The sequence below is a fragment of the Confluentibacter sediminis genome (assembly GCF_003258355.1).
GTDB classification, from domain to species: Bacteria; Bacteroidota; Bacteroidia; order Flavobacteriales; family Flavobacteriaceae; genus Confluentibacter; species Confluentibacter sediminis.
Genome location: NZ_QKPO01000004.1, coordinates 229,630 through 247,600 on the forward strand (window position 1 = coordinate 229,630; position 17,971 = coordinate 247,600).

Below are 17,971 nucleotides of genomic sequence, written 5' to 3' on the forward strand. Positions count from 1 at the left end.
TTTGGAGCGCAAAGTTATTATTACTGCCGATGGTTCTTCAACCATTCACTTACCAGAGTGGGATGAACACTATCATTCCAAACATGGTGCTATCCAAGAAGCCTATCATGTATTTATAACTCATGGGTTGCAATATTTTTGTCATTCAAAAGACCTAAATACCTCTCCTAAAGAGGTTGCTATTTTAGAAATCGGATTTGGAACGGGGTTAAATGCCCTCATTACTTTAATAGAAGCTGAAAAGTTGAATACCTCTATTCATTATGTTGGCGTAGAAGGCTATCCTGTTTCTGCCGAAGAAATAAGTCAGCTTAATTATACCAATACATTGAATGTAGAAAACGGAGCATCCATTTTTAAGCAGATGCATGACATTCCTTGGGAAGCACATCATGAGCTTATCCCTCATTTTTCGCTTAAAAAGAAACAGCTATTGTTTTCTGAAATAAAAGAACAAAATAGTTACGATATCATCTATTTTGATGCTTTTGGGGCGAGAGTCCAACCAGAATTATGGACAGAAGCTATATTTGAAAAGATGTTCAATGCCTTAAAGGAAAATGGTGTTTTGGTAACCTATGCAGCAAAAGGAAGCGTTCGTAGAGCCATGTTGGCCGTTGGCTTTAAGGTAGAAAAATTACCGGGCCCACCCGGAAAACGTGAAATGCTCAGAGCCACAAAAAAGCTCTGAGCATTCGGCGTCAGCCAAATGTTTAGCCACAAAAAGGCTCTGAGCATTCGGCGTCAGCCAAATGTTTAGCCACAAAAAGGCTCTGAGCATTCGGCGTCAGCCAAATGAATAGCCACAAAAAAGCTCTGAGCATTCGGCGTCAGCCAAATGTTTAGCCACAAAAAAGCTCTGAGGATTCAGTAAAAACTAAATATTTGAATCACAAAGTATCCGCTCCACTTAAACAATCATTGTGTTAAACCTAATACAAATACAAAGCTTAAACTCTTATGATTTTGTAACTTTATAAAAAAAGTTTTTATGAGAGTTTTAATTACAGGAGCAACGGGACTTATAGGGCAGGAGATTGTAAAACAGTGTCATATTAAAAATATAGAGGTTAGTTATTTAACGACTTCAAAATCTAAGTTGGGAAGTGATGTTAACTACAAAGGGTTTTACTGGAATGTTAAAGAAAAAGAAATTGATTCAGCATGTTTTGAAGGTGTCGATGCCATCATCCATTTGGCAGGGGCGACAATTTCTAAAAGATGGACATCCAATTATAAAAAAGAGATTATAGATAGCCGAACCGAAAGCACACAACTTTTAATCAATTCTTTAAAAGGCGAGTCCCATACTGTTAAACATGTGATTTCAGCTAGTGCCATTGGTATATATCCAGATTCTTTAACCAATTATTATAGCGAAACATATAAAGATTTTGATGATACTTTTTTAACCCATGTGGTTAAAGCATGGGAGCGAAGTGTTGATGGTTTTTCAAAATTAGATATCACAGTTTCTAAAATAAGAACGGGCTTGGTATTGTCTGATAAAGGGGGTGCCCTACCTGAAATGATAAAACCTATTAAATATGGTTTTGGGGCGGCTTTTGGAACAGGAAAACAATGGCAATCCTGGATTCATATTCAGGATTTGGCAAGTATGTATCTTTATATTTTAACCCATAATTTAAAAGGCGTTTACAATGGCGTAGCTCCAAATCCGGTAAATAATAAAGAACTCATCAAAACAACAGCAAAAATTTTAGATAAGCCTTTCTTTTTGCCCAACATTCCAAAAGGTATCATGAAATTACTTTTAGGAGAGATGCATGTATTATTATTTGATAGTCAACGGGTAAGCTCTAAAAAAATAGAGGATAAAGGCTTTGATTTTGAATATAATTGTTTAAAACGTGCTGTAGAGGATTTAGTTTAGTGAAAGCTGGGTTGGTTCCAATAATCTACAACTAAAACATCTTCTAAATGTGGACCTAAAATGTTTCCAAAAGCTTTATGCGCAGGATGAGGTAGGTAAATATCTCTAGCTTCTTCATTGTCAAAAGTGACAAAAAAACAATGTGTAAAACCTTTGTTCAAGCCTTCAGGACTATTATTTAGACCCCATTCTAAATCTTTAATTTCTTTAATCTGCGAAGCTAATTTCCCAAAAGCAGTTTCTACTTTTTTAATATCAGAAGGCGTTGCCGATTCTTTAAACTTCAATAATACCACATGGCGTAATTGTTTGGTCATATCATCGATGTCATTTTTTTATTCATGCAACTGCACATTACGATAGAGGTAAATGGCAGTAGAATAGTTGGGCTTACTTAATTAAATTTATAAATTTAGTTTGGTGGGATTTTTGTGGTAGTTATGAAAAATAAGAATGTTAATATCCTTATTTTGTCGTGATTAAAACAACACCGTTAGCACCTCTAGAGCCATAAGCAGCAGTTGCAGAACCATCCTTTAGCACATCGATAGCTTTGATGTCTCTTGGATTTAAATTTTTTAATGAGCCATTATATTGCGAACCATTAAGCATTATAAGCGGGGCATCGCTAGACATTAAACTGCGGTTGCCTCTTATTAGAATATTCAAGTCGCCATTTTGCTCAATGACACTAACTCCAGGAACGGTTCTTAAATAAGTAGCCATATCTAAATTATTCTCTCTCTCAATAAGTTTGGGATCAACAGAACTTACTGAAATGGTGCTTTCAGATTGTTTTACTTTGCCATACCCTGTATTGACTTCTTTCTCTTCATATCTTTTATCGTCATATCTTAAAGAAACATTAACAATCTCTTTCCCTTTTACGGATACTTTTTGAGTTTTAAAACCTGCTTGTGAAAAAACCAACTTTCCTTTTTGTGTGACATCTATAGCGTAAAAACCAGTAGTATCTGTAAAAACTTCAGCATGACTACTGCTCGATTTAACACGAACATGAGCTATCGGGTTTTCATAATGGTCTTTTACGATGCCTTTTACGGTAATATTTTGACTTTGTAAGTACAAACTTGGGAATAAGCATATCAATAAAAGCATTAGGGTTTTAAGTTTCATGGTCGTTTAATGTTTAGTGGTTTATAACGAAAATATGAATTTTAAAACAAACTATAGTTTTAATCACTTATAAAAAAAAATTAATGACATTATGACATTTTTATAATAATGGCAGTAATTTTGCCAATACGTTTACGTGTTTGTATAATACTAGAAAAATATGAGTAAAAAAGACAATAAAGAGGATGTGAAATCAGAAGAAAAAGTTAATTCTAAGGAAGAAACTGTTGATTTGAATCAGCAACCTGTTGAAGAACAAACCCTTGAAGAAAAATTGCAAGAAGAGCTGAAACAAGAAAAAGATAAGTTTTTACGCTTATTTGCAGAGTTTGAAAATTATAAAAGACGTACATCTAAAGAACGCATAGAATTATTTGCTACAGCAAGCGAAGATGTCATGAAAACACTATTGCCGGTTCTTGATGATTTTGAGCGTGCATTAAGCCATATTGACGATGACAAAGAAGCAGAAGCTTTACGCAAAGGGGTATCATTAATTTATCAAAAGTTAGTGAATACTTTAGAACAAAAGGGGCTTGTTGCCATTAAAATAGAAAAAGGAGAGGCTTTTAATGCAGACAATCATGAGGCCATTACGCAAATACCAGCACCTACTGAGGATTTAAAAGGAAAAATTATAGACATTATTGAAAAGGGTTACAAACTTGGCGATAAAGTGATTCGTTTCCCAAAAGTTATTATTGGGCAATAAAAATATATTAATTTAAAAAGTTCTTTTCTAGGAAAGAATTTAGAAAAATAACATGGCAAAAAGAGACTACTACGACATATTAGGGGTTAATAAAAATGCAAGCGAAGCTGAAATTAAAAAGGCCTATCGTAAAAAAGCTATAGAATACCATCCAGATAAAAATCCAGATAATAAAGAGGCTGAGGCAAAATTCAAGGAAGCTGCTGAAGCTTATGAAGTATTGAGTAATGCTGACAAAAAAGCTAGATATGACCAATTTGGACATCAAGCTTTTGAAGGTGGCGGTGGCTTTAATGGTGGCGGCATGAATATGGACGACATATTTAGTCAGTTTGGAGATATTTTTGGAGGTGCTTTTGGAGGAGGTGGGTTTTCTGGTTTTGGTGGCGGCGGTCAACGACGCGTTAAAGGCAGTAATTTGCGTATTAGAGTAAAATTAAATCTTGAGGAAATTGCCAATGGTGTTGAGAAAAAAATAAAAGTAAAGCGTAAAGTTCAGGCACCTGGAACTACATATAAAACATGTTCAACATGTAATGGTAGTGGACAGGTAACGCGTATAGCCAACACTATTTTAGGTAGAATGCAAACTTCTGCACCTTGTAATGTGTGTGGTGGAGCAGGGCAAGTCATTGATAAGAAACCAGCCGATGCCGATGCACAAGGTTTAAAAATATCTGAAGAAACAGTGTCGATTAAAATTCCTGCAGGTGTTGTGGATGATATGCAGCTTAAAGTGTCTGGTAAAGGTAACGAAGCACCAGGCAATGGTATTCCTGGAGATCTTATTGTGGTTATTGAAGAAGAAAAGCATGATAAATTACAGCGGGAAGGCGACAATTTGCATTATGATATGTATGTCAGTTACCCAGAGGCGGTTTTAGGAACCTCCAAAGAAATAGATACCGTAACAGGTAAAGTACGTATTAAGGTAGAGGCAGGTGTGCAGTCTGGTAAAATTTTAAGACTACGCGGTAAAGGAATACCTAGTATAAATGGTTATGGTCGTGGAGACTTATTGGTTCACGTCAATGTTTGGACACCAAAAACATTGAGCAAACAACAAAAGGAGTTTTTTGAATCGATGCAAAATGATGAACATTTTGAGCCGAAGCCAGATAGTAGCGATAAATCTTTTTTTGAAAAGGTGAAAGATATGTTTTCTTAAAAAAGAAAAGACATGAAAAAAAGAATCCGTATAAGTACGGATTTTTTTTTGCTTATAACTTATTATATTCTTTTGTTGCTAATTAAAAAAAAACTATATTTGATAATCACTAATTAATCTTAGTGATATTTTTCTTTTTCATAGCAATTTTTTTCCCATCCTTAATTTATTGAGGGTGGGTTTTGCTTTTATATAGATGTATTTTAAATATTAAATTATCACTAGAGGTTTAAACTATACTCCCTTAACATTTAATATATTTACGTTTTAAAGTCAATTAAAAACTAGAATGAGCAACTTACTAGAAGTCAATGGAGTTTCAAAAAAATATGGAGACTTTACAGCACTTAACAATGTATCTATCGCAGTACCTAAAGGAAGTATTTACGGATTGTTGGGTCCAAATGGGGCAGGGAAAACAACACTTATTAGGATTATTAATCAAATAACCATGCCCGATATGGGCAGCGTTTTTTTAGATGGAACATCACTCAACACAAGTCATATAAAAGATATTGGGTATTTACCAGAAGAACGCGGGTTGTATAAAACCATGAAAGTAGGCGAGCAGGCTTTATACTTAGCGCAATTAAAAGGGTTAAGTAAAGCTGAAGCTAAAGTCCGTTTGAAATATTGGTTTGAACGACTTGAAATTGGGGATTGGTGGAATAAAAAAATCCAAGAGCTTTCAAAAGGAATGGCTCAAAAAATCCAATTTGTGGTGACGGTTTTGCACAATCCTAAATTATTGATTTTTGATGAACCCTTTTCTGGTTTTGATCCCATAAATGCCAATTTAATTAAAGATGAAATTTTGAAATTGAGAGAAGATGGGGCAACCGTCATTTTCTCAACACATAGAATGGAATCTGTTGAAGAATTGTGTGATGATATTACCCTGATACATAAATCGAATAAAATATTGGATGGAAAGCTGGTGGATATAAAACGTCAGTTTAAAACCAATACCTATGAAGTAGGTATTAAAATTAATGAGACCTCAAATTTAGAAGAGACATTATCACAGAAATTTCAGGTGTCGACTGCTAATTTTAAAACGTTGGGAGACGAGTTGAAACTCAATATCAAACTGTCTGCAAACGATAAAGCCAATGATTTGTTGGGTTTTTTAACGTCTCAAGGAGAGGTGTCACATTTTGTGGAATTGATACCAAGTGTGAACGATATTTTTATTCAAACCGTAAAGAATAACTAACATGATGAATCATTTACCACTCATTATAAAGCGTGAATATTTAACAAAAGTTAAAAATAAATCGTTTATAGTCATGACTTTTTTAAGTCCGATTATTATGATGATATTAATATCTGTTGTGGCCTATTTGTCACAATTGAACAATGATAAACAACGGACGATTTCCATTTTGGATGAATCTGGATTGGTTAAAGATGCTTTTCAAAATTCAGAACATACAAAGTATCATATGATAGAAGATATGACTTTAGTAGAGGCTAAGGCGATTGTTAAGGAAACATCTAATTATGGATTATTATATATTGGCAAATTAGATGCTACAAATTTTGAACCGAAACAGATAGAGTTTTTTTCAGAAGAATCGCCTTCTCTTAGTTTGATTTCAGATTTAGAAAGTATTTTAGAACGTAAACTTACAGACGTTAAGCTGCAAAGAGAAGGTGTTGATATTGAAAAAATAAAAACATCAAAAGCAAGTGTCGCTATAGAGCAAGAAAGTTTTGATGGTCAAAAAACATCAAAAACAGACAGTATTGTAAAACTAATTTTTGGAGGTGCAGCAGGCTATTTGTTGTTCATGTTCATTATTATTTACGGTAACATGATAATGCGTAGCGTGATTGAAGAAAAAACGAGCCGAATTATAGAAGTCATTATTTCATCGGTTAAGCCAGTACAATTGATGCTTGGTAAAATTATTGGCACCTCACTTGCTGGCATTACGCAATTTTTGGTTTGGATACTATTGGGTGGAGTTTTACTAATTATTATTTCAGCAGTTTTTGGAATTGACATGGCTCAAATGCAATCACCACAAGAAGAAATGATGAAACAAGCCATGCAAAATCCAGAAATGACTATGCAAGTTCAAGATATCATGAACGCTTTTTATAATCTGCCCATAACAAATTTAATTATAGCTTTTGTTCTTTTCTTTATAAGCGGATATCTATTATATAGCTCGCTTTATGCATCAATAGGTGCCGCTGTAGATAATGAAACCGATACACAGCAATTTTTATTACCAATCATGATGCCTTTAATATTGGCTGTATACATTGGTTTTTTTACGGTTATTGAAGATCCACATGGCACAGTCTCTACCGTATTTTCATTTATACCATTTACATCGCCCGTTGTTATGTTGATGCGGATTCCTTTTGGTGTGCCTTTATGGCAACAAGTGTTATCTTTATTAATTTTAATTGGTACATTTATTTTAATAGTATGGTTTGCAGCAAAAATATACCGTGTGGGCATTTTAATGTATGGTAAAAAACCAAGCTATAAAGAATTGATGAAATGGATAAAGTATTAAAATGAATCAGGGGTTAAAAAAAATAGAAACTACTATTAAAAAAAGTTCTCTTTGGGAAGATATTCAAACGTTTTTAAATCAACATATTGATTTTACTAAAGAGATTAGCATTTCAGTTAAAGATGTTTTAGTTGTTATTACGGTTATTTTTATAACTACTCTTGTTCTCAGATTAGTTCTAAAAGTTATAACACGAAAACTACCAGAAGAAGATAAAGGTAAATTTAATGTTGTTTATGGCTATTTTAGATGGCTCGTTTATTTATTTATATTACTGATTACCTTAAATGCTGTTGGAGTCGATATAACTGCTGTTTTTGCAGCATCAGCTGCGTTAATGATAGGTGTAGGTTTGGCACTGCAAACTTTGTTTCAAGATATTATTTCAGGGATTTTTATTTTAATTGACCAAACGGTTCATGTTGGTGATATTATAGAGATTGATGGAAAAATTGGGAGGGTTGAAGAAATTAAATTAAGAACGACCAGAGCTGTCACTAGAGATAACAGGGTCTTAATAATCCCAAATCATTTATATTTAGAAAATAGTCTTTATAATTGGACGCAAAACGGATCGACCACCAGAGAATTTGTTGAGGTTGGAGTGGCTTACGGTAGCGATGTTCACTTAGTAAGAAAGCTTTTAACCCAAGCCGCTAGCACGCACCCAGAAGTATTGGCAGAACCTGAAGTTGTGGTACAGTTTGCTAATTTTGGTGATAGTTCTTTAGATTTTAAAGTGATTTTTACCTTAAGTGATAGTTTTACGGCCAATATGCCAAAAAGCGATATCCGATTTGAAATTGACCGATTATTTAGGGAAAACAACATATCTATACCTTTTCCACAAAGAGATATTCATATTATTGGTCAGACCCAAGATAAAAGAATATAGATTTATGCCGAGACATAATCAATTAGATAAAATTAAGTTACAAATTGAAAAATCACAAAAAATGATTTCGTAACTCCCTTAAATAAAATAAATATTTGTGATAGATGCTTTAATCATTTATCTATCATATTAAATCTTAAAAAATTATGCCAAAAATTTTAATAATTGAAGACGAAGCTGCCATAAGACGTGTACTAGCAAAAATTCTTTCAGAAGAAAATGACACGTATCAAGTTGAAGAAGCTCAAGATGGTTTGGAAGGTATTGAAAAAATTAAAAATGATGATTATGATTTAATTCTTTGCGATATAAAAATGCCAAAAATGGATGGTGTTGAAGTTTTAGAAGCAGTGAAAAAATTAAAGCCAGAAATCCCCATTGTTATGATTTCTGGTCATGGGGACTTAGATACAGCGGTTAACACCATGCGTTTAGGGGCTTTTGATTATATATCTAAACCACCAGATTTAAATAGATTGTTGAATACGGTTAGGAATGCTTTAGATAGAAAAGAACTGGTTGTTGAAAACAAATTGCTTAAGAAAAAGGTAAGCAAGAATTTCGAAATGGTTGGTGAAAGTAAAGCCATTATGCATATTAAAGATATTATTGAAAAAGTCGCGCAAACAGATGCTAGGGTGCTTATTACTGGGCCTAATGGAACGGGTAAAGAATTGGTAGCGCATTGGTTACATGATAAAAGCGAGCGAAATACAGGACCAATGATTGAAGTTAATTGTGCTGCCATTCCCAGTGAATTAATAGAAAGTGAATTATTCGGACATATAAAAGGTGCTTTTACAAGTGCCATAAAAGATAGAGCCGGAAAATTTGAAGCTGCTAATGGGGGTACTATCTTTTTAGATGAAATAGGGGATATGAGTTTATCTGCACAAGCTAAAGTATTGCGTGCCTTACAAGAAAGTAGAATTCAGCGTGTAGGTAGCGATAAAGATATTAAGGTAGATGTGCGTGTTGTTGCGGCTACCAATAAAAATTTAAAAAAAGAAATTGAAGAAGGTAGGTTTCGTGAAGATTTGTACCATAGATTGGCCGTGATTTTAATTCAAGTACCACCACTGAATGATAGAAGAGAAGATATTCCTATGCTTATTGATTACTTTGCTAATAAAATAGCCACTGAGCATGGCAATACCAAAAAAGTATTTTCTACTTCAGCAATAAAACTGCTTCAAAACTATGATTGGACAGGTAATATAAGAGAACTGCGTAATGTTGTAGAACGCTTAATCATACTCGGCGGAAATGAAGTCAGTGAAACAGATGTGAAATTATTTGCTTCTAAATAAAAAAAATCCCCTTAAAACTCAAGGGGATTTTTTTATTGGTTGTTAGAGTACCGGAAACATAACGGATAAAATGGTTAACAATTATCTGGAATATCATCGGAAGGTCATTAATGATAGTGATAATTTTATACTTGAGTGTAACTATCGAAATTATAGTTTTTTTAAGATTTTAAAAATATTAATATCTTATATTTAAGAATAAAAATTGATTTAAGAATGGCCATATTAGGAAACATTATAAAAGGAGTCATTAAATTAAAGGATGCTTTTTCATCTGAAATTGATCATGTAGATGCCCAAAAAGAAGTTTTAAAAAACCTATTAAATAAAGCGAAAGATACTCAGTTTGGTAAAAACTATGATTTTGAAGGTATGTTGAATGCTGAGGATATACAACTTGCCTTTGCTAAAGCAGTGCCTTATTTTGATTATAATAAAATTAATGATGAATGGTGGCACAAACTACATGATGGTGACATGGACGTTACCTGGCCAGGGAAATCCTCATATTTTGCATTAAGTTCGGGTACGACGGGAAAAACCAGTAAGCGTATACCGGTTACGGATGATATGATAGAAGCAATAAGAGCCTCTGGAATCAAGCAAGTATTTGCTTTGAATAATTTTGATTTACCAGCAGATTTTTTTGAAAAAGAAATTATGATGCTTGGTAGCTCCACAGATTTAGAACTAAACAATAATTTTTTAGAAGGGGAAATTAGTGGAATCAGTGCTAGCAACATTCCCTTTTGGTTTAAAAGCTACTACAAGCCAGGTGAAAATATTGCAAAAATAGATGATTGGGATGCTCGGGTACAAAAGATCGCAGAGTGGGCCAAAGATTGGGACATTGGTGCTTTAAGTGGTATTCCGTCATGGATAGAATTGATGCTTCAAAAAGTAATAGAATATCATCACTTAAATAATATACATGAGATATGGCCAAACTTGCAGGTTTATACCTCTGGAGGGGTTGCTTTTGGTCCATATGAGAAAACTTTTCAAGCACTTATGGGAAAACCCGTTACCGTGATAGATACCTATTTGGCTTCTGAAGGTTACATAGCCACCCAAATAAGACCAGAAACAGATGCCATGCAATTAAATACCGAAGAAGGGATCTATTTTGAATTTGTACCATTTAAACCCGAATATATTAATGAAGATGGATCTTTATCTCAAAGAGCACCGGCATTAACTTTGCAAGAAGTTACTTTAGACCAAGAGTATGTATTAATTATCAGCACGGTAAGTGGAACTTGGAGGTATTTAATAGGAGACACCATTGAATTTAAAGATATTGAACGGGCAGAAATAAAAATTACAGGTAGAACAAAATTCTTCTTAAATACTGTAGGTTCTCAATTATCCGTTAATAAAATGGATGATGCTATGAAGGAATTAGAGCAACAATTTTCCACTAAAATAAAAGAATATACCATCTGTGCAAAGCGGGGAGAGGATGGGGAATTCTATCATTTTTGGTACATAGGAAGCGAAAATCAAAATTTAGATGCTAATGAAGTTGCTCATGCTTTAGACGATTGTCTTAAAAATGCCAACAAAAATTATAAAGTGGCACGTAGTAAAGCTTTAAAAGGTGTAAAGGTTAACATTATAGATGTTGAAAAATTTTATGAATGGAATGCACTAAATAAGAAAAAAGGTGGGCAGATAAAAATGGAGCGTGTTATGTCAGAAGATAAATTTAACGATTGGGAAGCGTTTGTTAAAACGTCTTAATTCACGATGGCATTATCACGTCTGTTAACGATTTCCATGATTTCTTCAGGTGATAAATAAAATCTTTTTATACGAGCTTTGTAAAGGGGGGATATGTCTGCATGATTTAAAATGAAATCTTTTGTTTTCAATATGTAATCTTCCATACCATGATTCACGGCAAAGGTGTCTGCTGCACGCTCAGCTTCTACCATATGCTTTTCAGAAAATAAGTATTTTAATCCAAACCAGATTAAATTCAGGGTACTTCTATTTTGGTAATCCATGATATGACCTAATTCATGACCTAACCAACCAATTAAAATATCGGAAGGAATATGTTTAGTCATGAATTTTTTATCTGAAATTTTAAAGGTTTCACTAATTAATATAATATAACGTCTATTTTTTTTGCTTTTAAAAAAACTAACAATTTTGGGTTGTGCCTGCATTGTTGATTTTTTAATGTTCTTTTTAAATTTAAATTCTATTGAAGTATTTGTTAATTCTGGATAATAGCTGAGAGCTATTTTTACTTCATTCGCGATACTGTTGGGGATTTTTTGTTGTGAATTCATATTATAAAATATACATATAAAAAATATAGAAAACAATTTATAATGTTTTAGCATCATATAGTTATAATGTCTTGTTAAATTAATAAGATAAAAAAAGCGCCTTATTTGGCGCTTTTAATAAAATATATATTTGTTGTTTTAGAATTGATAACGGATACCTAATGCTATATCGAAATCTAAATCGTTGTTGTCATACAAATCGTCTCCAAAACCTAATTCTGGTCTAAAATCTAAAGATAGCATTAAAGGTATGTCAAAATTGTATTCAATACCAATATCCCCAGCAGCAAAGAAAAACGTATCACTGTAGTCTTTACCACCATTTGGATTATTAACACTAAAAGACCCTAATCCACCACCAGCGCCAACATACCAGTTAAAATCGCCTTCTAAAGGAAATACCCATTGGTATAAACCAGCCAGTTTAAAACCATCATAATTTTTCCCATCTCTCCATCCTAAATCTAACTCTAATCTGTTGTTATCGCCTAATGCATGTTGGTATGATATTTCTGCACCAAAGCCATCACTATCTCCTAATCTTAAACCAAGAGCATTTTTAGAAATTTCCTGAGCGTTTGATGAAAATGCAAAACCCAATACAGCAATAGATAATAAAAATAATTTCTTCATAATTTATAGTTTTATGTTTGTGTGTATATACGTTTAAAATAATAAAAAAGATGTCGTTTTATTATTCATATAATACGTTTACAAAAATAATGCTAAAATTGTATTTATTTTTAATTTTTTGCTATTATTCATATTGTAAATTAATAATGTTTTGATTTACAAATACTAAGAAGAAATGTGGATGGTTATTGATTACTATATTTTTTTTGTTTGAAAATAGTGATGGCGGCTATTAAATCTTTTACTTGTAACTCCTTAACTTCTTCATCAACAAAAAATGGAGCAAGTTTGTCTTTGTTATAGTGATACAGTTTCCAACGTTTAAATTGGTATTCTAAGGCTGTAAAACTTTCTATCCAATCGCCAGAATTTAAATAAAGTGTTTGTCCACTTCTGTTTTCTTTTAGTTCCATTTTTGGATGGTGTATGTGACCACAAATCACATAATCATATCCATTTTCAATGGCTAGGTTAGAGATGACTTTTTCAAAGTTTTTTATAAATTTCCTTCCGTGATAGGGACTTTTCTTGATTTTTTCTGACATGGAATATTTCTCTTTTCCTAATTTCAGTAATAGCGAATTAAAACTTCTATTGATTAAAAAAAGCATACGGTATCCGTAACCTCCTAGTTTTGCTAACCAATTTAAGTTTTTAATAGAAGCATCAAAAACATCACCATGAAAGAACCATGCCTGCTTGCCATCAATTTCTAATACTTTTTTATCGACAATAGATATATTTCCCATAGTTGTGCCACTAAATTTACGCAACAATTCATCATGATTACCTGTGATGTATATAACTTCAATACCATTTGTAGCCATATCCATAATTTTTTTGATAACTTTTAGATGTTGTTTTGGGAAATGCTGTTTGTTAAATTGCCATGTATCAACAATATCTCCATTTAAAATAAGCTTTTTAGGTTCTATACTGTTTAGGTAGTTTAGAAGTTTTTTAGCATGGCAAGCATTAGTGCCTAAATGGACATCGGAAACAACAGCAATTTCTATTTTTCTTTTAAATATCAAGGTTAAATATTGAATGATATTCAAAGTAAAGCATATAAAGTTATTTAGTCCTTAACTCTTAATTAAGAATTTGTGAGTATATGGTTATGTTAATGTTATGAAACATCCTCTTAAATATTTATAAGGTGTTTTTTTAATTTCATTTTTGTATCTCTAATATTAGATTTACTTTAGCAAAAAATATAATTTATGGCTGGTAATTCTTTCGGAAAACTATTTAATTTAACCACATTTGGCGAGTCTCATGGTATGGCTTTAGGAGGTGTTATTGATGGGTGTCCATCGGGATTGGATATTGATGTTGAAGCCATTCAAAATGAATTGGATAGAAGAAAACCTGGGCAATCTGAAATTGTTACACAACGAAAAGAACCAGATACCGTTAAGTTTTTATCAGGCATTTTTGAAGGAAAAACAACAGGGACGTCCATTGGTTTTATTATTGAAAATGCCAATCAGAAGTCTAAAGACTACTCACATATAAAAGATGTATACCGCCCCAGTCATGCCGATTATACTTATGACAAAAAATATGGTGTTCGCGATTATCGTGGTGGAGGACGTAGCTCTGCTCGCGAAACCGTATGTAGAGTCGTAGCGGGTGCCATTGCAAAACAGCTTTTAAAAGATGTAAAGATTTACGCTTATGTATCTTCTGTAGGTGATATTTCTTTAAATAAACCATTAAATGAATTAGATTTCAGTCTTACAGAATCAAATATGGTTCGCTGTCCAGATACCGAAACTGCAGAGAGAATGATTGAAAGAATTAAAGAAATCCGTAAAGAAGGAGATACTATTGGAGGTACCGTAGGTTGTGTTATTAAAAATGTACCTATAGGTTTAGGGGAACCTGTTTTTGACAAACTACATGCCGAACTTGGTAAAGCCATGTTGTCTATCAATGCTGTAAAAGGATTTGAATATGGTAGTGGTTTTGAGGGTTCTAAAATGAAAGGTAGTGAGCATAACGATATTTTTAATGCGGATGGTTCTACAAAAACAAATCTGTCTGGTGGTATACAAGGTGGAATTAGCAATGGTATGGATATTTATTTTAATGTCGCTTTTAAACCTGTTGCAACCATTATGCAAAACCAGGAAACCATAGATAATCAAGGACATGTAGTAGAAATGCATGGCAAAGGTCGTCACGATCCTTGTGTAGTTCCTAGAGCAGTGCCTATCGTAGAAGCTATGGCAGCATTGGTGTTAGCTGATTTTTACTTAATTAATAAGTTATACCATTAGTTAGCCATTTTATATTTTTTAATTACTTGATAATTGTTGACACAAATTTATTTAAGCCGATAAAAGAAGATTACTGCTGCAATCAAGCTAAAATAAATAGGTATCTAAAATTCCTTTTCAGCATTTATTAATATCTTAGTCGACATACTTCAAACGACAACATATTAAAATATGAAAAAATTAGCTCTACATTGGAAAATATTGATAGGGATGACTCTAGGAATTATATGGGCATTGCTTTCAAGCACTTTAGGTTGGAGCAGTTTTACAATAAACTGGATAGACCCCTTTGGAATAATTTTTATCAATTTATTAAAACTCATAGCGGTTCCACTCGTGTTATTTTCAATAATTGGAGGTGTTGCCAACATTGGAGACCCTTCAAGTTTAGGTCGCATGGGCGGTAAAACCTTGCTTATATATCTGTTGACAACAGTTATGGCAATTTCTTTAGGCTTGCTATTAGTAAACATGATAAAACCTGGAAAACTAATAGATAAAGAAAGTAGAATTGATAACCGAATAAATTATGAAATTTGGGCAACATCTGAAGGACATGAGATTAAAGATGGTATTAGCTATTTAAAAGATCGGAATTTCAAAGATAGGGTTGAAGACATTTCAAAATTGTCGAACTCACAACTTAGTGAAGCTTCACTTTCAGATAAAATTGAAAAGGCTAAAAGCCAAGAAAATGTTTCACCATTGCAACCATTGGTTGATATTGTTCCCGAAAACTTTTTCTTTTCGTTATCTAACAACGGGCTCATGTTGCAAATCATATTTTTTGCATTGTTTTTTGGAGTGTGCTTACTTTTTATTCCTACTGAAAAATCACAGCCCGTTTTAAATATTGTAGATGGTATTAATGAGGTGTTTTTAAAAATGGTCGATTTAGTGATGCAAGCAGCTCCCTTTTTTGTATTTGCATTGTTGGCAGGCGTGGTTAGTAAAATGGCTGGAAACGATATAGGCAAAGTTGTTGAAATTTTTAAGGGTTTAAGTTGGTATTCCTTAACAGTTTTAATAGGGTTATTGCTTATGATTTTTGTAGTATATCCAGGGATTTTGAAGTTGTTTGTGAAAAAAATACCTTATTTAGGTTTTTTTAAGGCTATGGGACCTGCACAAACATTGGCGTTTTCAACATCTAGCAGTGCAGCAACACTTCCAGTAACGATGGAATGTGTTGAACAGAATTTAGGAGTAGATAAAAAAATTAGCAGTTTTGTATTACCCATTGGAGCCACAGTAAATATGGACGGTACGAGTTTATATCAAGCGGTAGCTGTTATTTTTTTAGCACAATTACATATGATTGATTTATCGTTAGGGCAACAATTAACCATTGTTCTCACTACTACATTGGCATCCATTGGGTCGGCAGCAGTTCCTAGTGCAGGTCTTGTTATGCTAATTGTTGTTTTAAATTCGGTAGGATTGAATCCAGCTTGGATTGCTATTATTTTTCCTGTTGATAGAATTCTAGATATGTTTAGAACGGTTGTTAATGTAACAGGAGATTCCGTGGTATGTTCTATTATAGCTGATGGCGAAAACATGTTGAATTATGCAGATACAAATAATCCAAGTGACACGTTTGATTTAGATTCTTAAACTTATATGATGTCTGATATTTTAATCACAAAGTCTTTTGTTTCCGTGGAATGGCTTCATAAGCATTTGGATGCAAAGAATTTAATAATTTTAGATGGTTCTATTAAAAAAGTCGTTAATTCCTCATTAAATACTTCCCATGTTCAAATACCGAACACCCGTTTTTTTGATTTAAAGGATGCTTTTAGTGATACGACAGCAACATTTCCAACAACCTTTCCTTCCGAAGACCAGTTTACTAAAGAAGCTCAAAAATTAGGAATTAATAAAGAATCGGCACTAGTCGTTTATGATGATAAAGGTATTTATTCAAGTGCCAGAGTTTGGTGGTTATTTAAAGCTATGGGGCATCATAATGTGGCTGTTTTAAATGGCGGATTGCCAGAATGGATTAAATGGGGTTATAAAACAGAAACGAAATCAATAAACACTGTAAGTAAAGGCAATTTTGTGGCTAAATATCAATCACATTTTATGAAGTTTTTTGATGATGTTAAGGAGGCATCTTCAAATAAAACCCATATTATTATGGATGCTCGTTCTGAATCTAGATTTAAATGTTTAGAAGCAGAACCCAGAGCAGGATTAAGAATGGGAACCATACCAAATTCGGTTAATTTGCCTTATGAAGATTTATTAGACGGTAATTTATTGCATTCCAATGAAGTTATTGAAGCCAAGTTCCAAAAATTAGCTAAAAAAGACGATGATATTATTTTTTCCTGTGGTTCCGGAATTACAGCCTGTATACTGGCTTTGGGTGCGGACATTTCAGGATATAAAAACCTATCTGTTTACGATGGTTCCTGGACAGAATGGGGGAGTTTGGTATCGGAATAGTTTAATCTAAAAACTTACTTTTCAATTCTGGTGTAGGTATCATACAGCTTTCTTTTTTCCCATACCATTTATACCTATTTTTGGCTATATAATCATATACCCAATTTCTAATGGGTGTAGGAATAATAAAAAATACACTCATTACATTTATTGGAAACCCTAAATAACGAGCAATTTTTAATGCGGCGGTAGATTTATAATCAATCCCTTTTTCGGGTATATATAATAAAATGGAATCTGTTTTATGAGTATCGATATTATAAACTTCAATAATTTCTTTTCCAATATCACTTTGTAAAGCAGTAAAAAGAAATAGATTCTTTTTATCATGTTTTATGATATATTGAACAGAGTGGTTGCAAAGATTACAAACGCCATCAAAAAGTATGAGTTTTTTATTTTTAGGTATATTTAATTTCATATAGTAAAGATATCATTTTGCTATTCAACTGGTACAAAAGAGATTTATTTGTTTTTTCTATTTCCAATAAATGGATTTAAAGTGATTCAGGCAGGTCGTTAAAACTCCTAAAATACTGAAAAAGCTTCACTAAAAAAATCTTTTGCTATCACGATATTCTTTGGCAAACCCCGCTATGGTTAAGGTCCCTATTCGGATAAAAAAGTTTTTGTTTTATTTTTGGTT

The 17,971-nt window shown here is 32.9% G+C and carries 18 protein-coding genes; 12 read left to right on the forward strand and 6 right to left on the reverse strand.

Annotated features, from left to right (window positions below; genetic code table 11):
• Position 1 precedes the first annotated feature (1 nt).
• Both mnmC2 and DKT72_RS04450 read left to right on the forward strand, forming a co-directional pair.
• Complete coding sequence (gene mnmC2, locus DKT72_RS04445) at positions 2-691, forward strand: tRNA (5-methylaminomethyl-2-thiouridine)(34)-methyltransferase MnmC2 (RefSeq protein ID WP_111307507.1); 690 nt, start codon at positions 2-4, stop codon at positions 689-691.
• Between the two features lie 300 nt (positions 692-991).
• Positions 992-1,894, forward strand: coding sequence for a TIGR01777 family oxidoreductase (locus DKT72_RS04450; protein ID WP_111307508.1), 903 nt, complete (start codon positions 992-994; stop codon positions 1,892-1,894).
• Here the strand turns inward: DKT72_RS04450 and DKT72_RS04455 are convergent.
• Positions 1,891-2,211 (reverse strand): Dabb family protein, encoded by a 321-nt coding sequence (locus DKT72_RS04455; RefSeq protein ID WP_111307509.1) that lies wholly within the window; start codon positions 2,209-2,211, stop codon positions 1,891-1,893. The two genes, DKT72_RS04450 and DKT72_RS04455, sit on opposite strands and share 4 nt — an antisense overlap.
• Before the next feature lie 148 nt (positions 2,212-2,359).
• Positions 2,360-3,031: a TonB-dependent receptor plug domain-containing protein gene (locus tag DKT72_RS04460; protein ID WP_111307510.1), complete on the reverse strand. Its 672-nt coding sequence runs from the start codon at positions 3,029-3,031 to the stop codon at positions 2,360-2,362.
• A gap of 160 nt (positions 3,032-3,191) precedes the next feature.
• Between DKT72_RS04460 and DKT72_RS04465 the strand changes: the two genes are divergently transcribed.
• The 7 genes from DKT72_RS04465 (at position 3,192) to DKT72_RS04495 (ending at position 11,393) form a co-directional block, all read left to right on the forward strand.
• A complete protein-coding gene (locus DKT72_RS04465) occupies positions 3,192-3,743 on the forward strand; it encodes a nucleotide exchange factor GrpE (protein ID WP_111307511.1) in 552 nt (183 codons plus the stop codon).
• A gap of 52 nt (positions 3,744-3,795) precedes the next feature.
• A complete protein-coding gene (gene dnaJ, locus DKT72_RS04470) occupies positions 3,796-4,911 on the forward strand; it encodes a molecular chaperone DnaJ (RefSeq protein WP_111307512.1) in 1,116 nt (371 codons plus the stop codon).
• A 289-nt stretch (positions 4,912-5,200) separates the two neighbouring features.
• On the forward strand, positions 5,201-6,127 hold the full coding sequence (locus DKT72_RS04475; protein WP_111307513.1) for an ABC transporter ATP-binding protein: 927 nt from the start codon (positions 5,201-5,203) through the stop codon (positions 6,125-6,127).
• A 4-nt stretch (positions 6,128-6,131) separates the two neighbouring features.
• Complete coding sequence (locus DKT72_RS04480) at positions 6,132-7,445, forward strand: ABC transporter permease (protein WP_111307630.1); 1,314 nt, start codon at positions 6,132-6,134, stop codon at positions 7,443-7,445.
• A gap of 1 nt (position 7,446) precedes the next feature.
• Entirely contained in the window at positions 7,447-8,340 is an 894-nt protein-coding gene (locus DKT72_RS04485) for a mechanosensitive ion channel family protein (protein ID WP_111307514.1), read from the forward strand.
• Positions 8,341-8,486: 146 nt separating this feature from the next.
• A complete protein-coding gene (locus DKT72_RS04490; RefSeq protein ID WP_111307515.1) occupies positions 8,487-9,650 on the forward strand; it encodes a sigma-54-dependent transcriptional regulator in 1,164 nt (387 codons plus the stop codon).
• A gap of 216 nt (positions 9,651-9,866) precedes the next feature.
• On the forward strand, positions 9,867-11,393 hold the full coding sequence (locus DKT72_RS04495) for a GH3 family acyl-acid amido synthetase (RefSeq protein ID WP_111307516.1): 1,527 nt from the start codon (positions 9,867-9,869) through the stop codon (positions 11,391-11,393).
• On the opposite strand, the gene DKT72_RS04500 is transcribed toward DKT72_RS04495, so the two are convergent.
• From DKT72_RS04500 to DKT72_RS04510, 3 genes are all read right to left on the reverse strand, one after another.
• Complete coding sequence (locus DKT72_RS04500) at positions 11,390-11,950, reverse strand: hypothetical protein (protein WP_111307517.1); 561 nt, start codon at positions 11,948-11,950, stop codon at positions 11,390-11,392. The genes DKT72_RS04495 and DKT72_RS04500 overlap by 4 nt on opposite strands.
• 138 nt (positions 11,951-12,088) lie before the next feature.
• Positions 12,089-12,583 (reverse strand): outer membrane beta-barrel protein, encoded by a 495-nt coding sequence (locus DKT72_RS04505; protein ID WP_111307518.1) that lies wholly within the window; start codon positions 12,581-12,583, stop codon positions 12,089-12,091.
• Positions 12,584-12,768: 185 nt separating this feature from the next.
• Entirely contained in the window at positions 12,769-13,614 is an 846-nt protein-coding gene (locus DKT72_RS04510; RefSeq protein WP_111307631.1) for a UDP-2,3-diacylglucosamine diphosphatase, read from the reverse strand.
• Between the two features lie 192 nt (positions 13,615-13,806).
• Here DKT72_RS04510 and aroC point away from each other — a divergent pair, with 192 nt between their 5' ends.
• The 3 genes from aroC to DKT72_RS04525 all read left to right on the forward strand — a co-directional run bounded on the left by aroC (position 13,807) and on the right by DKT72_RS04525 (position 17,325).
• A complete protein-coding gene (gene aroC / locus DKT72_RS04515; protein WP_111307519.1) occupies positions 13,807-14,868 on the forward strand; it encodes a chorismate synthase in 1,062 nt (353 codons plus the stop codon).
• A 171-nt stretch (positions 14,869-15,039) separates the two neighbouring features.
• A complete protein-coding gene (locus tag DKT72_RS04520; RefSeq protein ID WP_111307520.1) occupies positions 15,040-16,485 on the forward strand; it encodes a dicarboxylate/amino acid:cation symporter in 1,446 nt (481 codons plus the stop codon).
• Positions 16,486-16,491: 6 nt separating this feature from the next.
• Positions 16,492-17,325 carry a sulfurtransferase gene (locus DKT72_RS04525; RefSeq protein WP_235841610.1) on the forward strand — a complete coding sequence of 278 codons (834 nt, stop codon included), beginning with the start codon at positions 16,492-16,494 and terminating at the stop codon, positions 17,323-17,325.
• Between the two features lies 1 nt (position 17,326).
• Here the strand turns inward: DKT72_RS04525 and DKT72_RS04530 are convergent, their stop codons facing one another.
• On the reverse strand, positions 17,327-17,746 hold the full coding sequence (locus DKT72_RS04530) for a thiol-disulfide oxidoreductase DCC family protein (protein WP_111307522.1): 420 nt from the start codon (positions 17,744-17,746) through the stop codon (positions 17,327-17,329).
• Positions 17,747-17,971 lie beyond the last annotated feature (225 nt).